This window comes from Mycobacterium sp. (assembly GCF_035653355.1).
GTDB lineage: Bacteria > Actinomycetota > Actinomycetes > Mycobacteriales > Mycobacteriaceae > Mycobacterium.
Genome location: NZ_DASRBZ010000020.1, coordinates 1 through 4,619, shown reverse-complemented (window position 1 = coordinate 4,619; position 4,619 = coordinate 1). Strand labels below are relative to the sequence as shown.

The window sequence follows — 4,619 nt, the reverse complement described above, 5'->3', positions numbered from 1 at the left end:
AACGCCCGGACCCATCCCGAACCCGGAAGCTAAGCCTGCCAGCGCCGATGATACTACCCACCCCGGGTGGAAAAGTAGGACACCGCCGAACACACAAAAGCACCCCCACCAAAAGGGGGTGCTTTTCATTTACCCAGAATTGAAATGCAATTGCGGGCTCTTAATTGCCAGCCCTGTAATTGTCGTGGCGTCGACGTTTTCCGTATCCTTTGACAGGGTTCTTGGATAGGGCGCAGCAGCGATTTGAGGTGGATGCACGAGTGGCCGATGACACACGCGGCGGCGGCGAGCGGCGGCCGCGACCGCCGGTCGGTGGCGCACCGCGGAGCGGGCCACACGCCGGACGCGACGTTGCCCGCTCCGGCCCCGGCCGCGCCCGGCGCGTGCAGCCTCAGCACGCACCGCAGGATCCCGGCGAGGGGCCGGTGATCCCGCCCGACGTGGAAGCCAAGCAACTGGCGCCCGAAATCCGGCGGGAGCTCAGCACTTTGGATCGGGCGACCGCCGACGCAGTGGCCCGCCACTTGGTTGCCGCCGGCGAGCTGATCGACGAGGACCCCGAAGCCGCGCTGGGCCACGCCCGTGCCGCGCGGGCCCGATCCGGCCGGATCGCCGCGGTCCGCGAAGCCGTCGGGATCGCGGCCTACTACTGCGGCGACTGGGCGCAAGCGCTCGCCGAGCTGCGCGCCGCCCGCAGAATGGGCAGCAAATCGCCGCTACTTCCGCTGATCGCCGACTGCGAACGCGGCCTTGGCCGTCCCGAGCGGGCGATCGAACTGGCGCGGGGGCCGGAGGCAGCCCAGCTCAGCGGTGACGACGCCGACGAGCTGCGCATCGTGGCCGCCGGTGCCCGCGCGGATCTCGGTCAGCTCGAGCAGGCCCTGACCGTGTTATCCACGCCGCAGCTGGATCCCAGCCGTACCGGCTCGACCGCCGCGCGGCTGTTCTACGCCTATGCTGAAACGCTGCTGGCGCTGGGCCGCAGCGATCAAGCACTGCAATGGTTTTTGCGTTCGGCGGCCGCGGACATCGAAGGCGTCACCGACGCTGAAGAGCGGGTTAGCGAGTTGGCCTGACGTGACAACAGTTGCGCAGCAATACGATTGCCTACTCATCGATCTGGACGGGACCGTCTTTACGGGCCGTCAGCCCACCGACGGCGCCGTGGAGTCTTTGGACAGGGTGCGCAGCCGAAAGCTGTTCATCACCAACAACGCTTCCCGCGGGGTAGACGAAGTCGCCCAGCACTTGCGTGATTTGGGCTTCAAGGCAACCGGCGACGACGTTGTCACCAGCGGCCAGACTGCCGCGCATGTGCTCGCCGACCAGCTGCCGCCCGGTTCACGAGTGCTGGTCGTTGGCACCGATTCGCTGGCCAACGAGATCGCCGCAGTCGGATTGCGCCCGGTCCGCCTGTGGCAAGACGAGCCGGTGGCCGTGGTGCAGGGCCACTCGCCGACCACAGGATGGCCTGACCTCGCTGAGGCAGCATTGGCCATCCGCGCGGGTGCGCTTTGGGTCGCGGCCAATGTCGACCGCACCTTGCCCTCCGAACGCGGGCTGCTACCCGGTAACGGCTCGATGGTTGCCGCACTGCGAGCGGCAACCGATGCCGAGCCGCAAGTGGCCGGTAAGCCTGCCCCGACATTGATGACCGATGCGGTGGCCCGCGGCGACTTTCGTGCCCCGCTGGTCGTCGGTGACCGCTTGGACACCGATATCGCCGGCGCCAACACGGCCCGACTGCCCAGCCTGATGGTGCTCACCGGCGTCAATTCGGCCCGAGACGCCGTTTATGCCGAGCCGTCGCAACGGCCCACCTACATCGCACACGACCTGCGCTCACTGCACCGCGACGCCGAGGAGCTCGCGGTGGCGCCGCAACCGGCCTGGCGAGTCGAAATCCGTGACGGCACGGCGATGGTCAGCGCGAACGACGACGACGGCGCGGAGGACGGCCTGTCGGTGGTGCGCGCCGTCGCCCGGGCGGTGTGGGACGCAGACTGCGACGGCGACCACGTCACTATCAAGGCCGCCGACCAGCAGGCTCGCGACGCCCTGAGCCGCTGGTCCCTGCTCACCGACGAAGATCGGCTAGCGTAAAGAGCGCAATGACCGCGCCGGCGACGATGCAGAGCGAAGCGATGAGGAGGAGCGGCGCAGTGACATACGACCCTGACCAGATCCGTGCTCAGATCAACGCGCTGCTCGCCGGGCTACCCGATCTCGCGGACGATGAGAACAGCCTCGCCGAGGCCGACCTCGACGAGATCGCGCGCCGGCTTTCCGAAGCCCACGACGTGCTGGTCCGCGCGCTGGAGTCGGCGGAGAAGGGCTGAACGCGCGTGGCACGGCGTGCCCGCATCGATGCCGAACTAGTCCGGCGCGGGTTGGCGCGATCCCGTCAGCAGGCCGCGGAGTTGATCGGGGCCGGGAAGGTGAGCATCGACGGGATGCCGGCGGCCAAGCCGAGCACCAACGTGCCCGTCACCGCCGCCGTCACCGTCGCACAGGGTGACCACCGCAGCTGGGTATCGCGCGGTGCTCACAAACTGATTGGGGCGCTCGACAGTTTCGGCATCACCGTCGTGGGACGACGCTGCCTCGATGCGGGCGCGTCGACCGGTGGGTTCACCGAAGTGCTGCTGGATCGAGGGGCGCGGGAAGTCATCGCCGCCGACGTCGGCTACGGGCAGCTGTCGTGGTCGCTGCGGTGCGATCAGCGGGTGGTCGTCGTCGAGCGCACCAACGTCCGTGATCTGTCGCCTGCGGCCATCGGCGGCGCGGTCGACCTGGTGGTGGCTGACCTGTCGTTCATCTCGCTGAGCACCGTGTTGCCCGCCTTGACTGGATGCGCGTCACCACACGCCGATATCGTTCCCCTGGTGAAGCCGCAGTTCGAGGTCGGGAAGGGTCAGGTTGGGTCTGGCGGTGTGGTGCACGACCCGAAGCTGCGCCGCGAGTCGGTGCTCGCTGTGGCGCGGCGGGCCGAGGAGCTTGGATGGCACACCGTGAACGTCACAGCCAGTTCGCTGCCGGGCCCGTCGGGCAATGTCGAATACTTCCTGTGGCTCCGCGCCCAAGCGAAGCGCCCGCTATCCGGCGAGGCGTTGGCGGACGCGGTACGGCACGCCGTCGATGAGGGGCCACAATGACCCACGACCGCACGGTACTGCTGGTGGTCCACACCGGACGCGAAGAAGTGACCGACACTGCCCGTCGGGTAGAAAAAACGCTGGCGGCCAACGGCATTGGGCTGCGGGCGCTGTCGGCCGAGGCGGTCGACCGGGGTTCGGTGCACCTGTCGCCCGACGACATGAGGGCGTTGGGTGTCGACATCGAGGTAGTCGACGCCGGCCCTGACGCCGCCGAGGGGTGCGAACTCGTGCTTGTGCTCGGCGGTGACGGCACCTTTCTGCGGGCAGCCGAGCTGGCCCGTAGCGCGAACATTCCCGTACTCGGGGTGAACTTGGGCCGGATCGGTTTCCTCGCCGAGGCTGAGGCCGAAGCCATTGACGCCGTGCTTGAACGGGTGGTCGCCCGGAACTACCGGATCGAAGACCGTCTGACGCTCGACATCGTGGTGCGCGACGGGAGCGGGATCGTCGACCGCGGGTGGGCGATGAACGAAGCGAGCTTGGAAAAAGGGCCGCGGCTGGGCGTCCTCGGGGTTGTACTCGAAGTCGACGGCCGGCCGGTGTCGACGTTCGGCTGCGACGGGGTTTTGGTGTCGACGCCGACGGGATCGACCGCGTACGCGTTCTCCGCCGGGGGCCCGGTCCTGTGGCCCGACCTGGAGGCGATCTTGGTGGTGCCCAACAACGCTCACGCACTGTTCGCCCGACCTATGGTCACCAGCCCCGACGCCACGATCGCGATCGAAGTCGAGTCCGGCGGCCACAACGCACTGGTGTTCTGCGACGGCCGCCGCGAAATGCTGGTGCCTGCCGGCGGGCGGCTCGAGGTGACGCGCTGCGACACCCCGGTGAAGTGGGCACGGCTGGACAGTGCACCGTTCACCGACCGTCTGGTGCGCAAGTTCCGGCTCCCGGTCAGCGGATGGCGCGGGCGGTAACGGTGCCGGCCGATGTTGAGTGAAATACGCATCGAGTCGCTGGGCGCCATCAGCGTGGCGACCGCGGAATTCGACCGGGGCCTGACCGTGTTGACCGGTGAGACCGGCACCGGCAAGACCATGGTGGTCACCGGCTTGCACCTACTCGGCGGGGCCCGCGCCGACGCCGCCCGGGTGCGCTCGGGCGCTGAGCGTGCTCTCGTCGAAGGTCGCTTCACCACAGTCGATCTCGACGAACGAATCGCCGCACAGATCGACGACATCCTGGACGCCTCGGGAGCCGAGCGGGACGAGGACGGGAGTGTGATCGCGTTGCGCTCGGTTAGCCGCGACGGGCCGTCACGCGCCTACTTGGGCGGCCGCAGCGTGCCCGCCAAGTCGCTGAGCAGCTTCACCACCGGGCTGCTGACGTTGCACGGCCAAAACGACCAACTGCGCTTGATGCGGCCCGACGAGCAGCGCAACGCGCTGGACCGTTTCGCTGAGGCCGGCTCGAGTCTGGAGCGCTACCGCAAACTCCGCGAGGCTTGGCAGACTGCCCGCC

5 protein-coding genes, 1 rRNA gene and 1 pseudogene are annotated in these 4,619 nt (G+C 68.4%); all 7 read left to right on the top strand.

The genetic code is table 11. The annotated features are described in order from the left end of the window. Positions 1-91: ribosomal RNA gene (gene rrf, locus VFA16_RS00685) — 5S ribosomal RNA — on the top strand; the annotation flags it as partial. A 292-nt stretch (positions 92-383) separates the two neighbouring features. Further along, on the top strand, positions 384-1,076 hold the full coding sequence (locus tag VFA16_RS00680; RefSeq protein ID WP_324965968.1) for a hypothetical protein: 693 nt from the start codon (positions 384-386) through the stop codon (positions 1,074-1,076). A 1-nt stretch (position 1,077) separates the two neighbouring features. Beyond that, a complete protein-coding gene (locus VFA16_RS00675) occupies positions 1,078-2,103 on the top strand; it encodes an HAD-IIA family hydrolase (RefSeq protein WP_324965967.1) in 1,026 nt (341 codons plus the stop codon). 59 nt (positions 2,104-2,162) lie between these two features. Beyond that, positions 2,163-2,339: a hypothetical protein gene (locus VFA16_RS00670; protein WP_169922538.1), complete on the top strand. Its 177-nt coding sequence runs from the start codon at positions 2,163-2,165 to the stop codon at positions 2,337-2,339. Positions 2,340-2,345: 6 nt separating this feature from the next. Continuing rightward, the gene (locus VFA16_RS00665) at positions 2,346-3,155 is read left to right on the top strand and encodes a TlyA family RNA methyltransferase (RefSeq protein ID WP_324965966.1); all 810 of its coding nucleotides are present in this window, start codon (positions 2,346-2,348) and stop codon (positions 3,153-3,155) included. Beyond that, positions 3,152-4,075, top strand: a complete 924-nt coding sequence (locus VFA16_RS00660; RefSeq protein WP_324965965.1) for an NAD kinase — start codon at positions 3,152-3,154, stop codon at positions 4,073-4,075. Before VFA16_RS00665 ends, VFA16_RS00660 begins: the two co-directional genes overlap by 4 nt. Positions 4,076-4,087: 12 nt before the next feature. After that, positions 4,088-4,619: pseudogene (locus VFA16_RS00655) on the top strand (DNA repair protein RecN); the annotation flags it as partial.

Coding starts and splice junctions, on each gene's coding strand:
- VFA16_RS00660 (WP_324965965.1), top strand. CDS start 3,152: ATGACCCACGACCGCACGGTACTGCTGGTGGTCCACACCGGACGCGAA.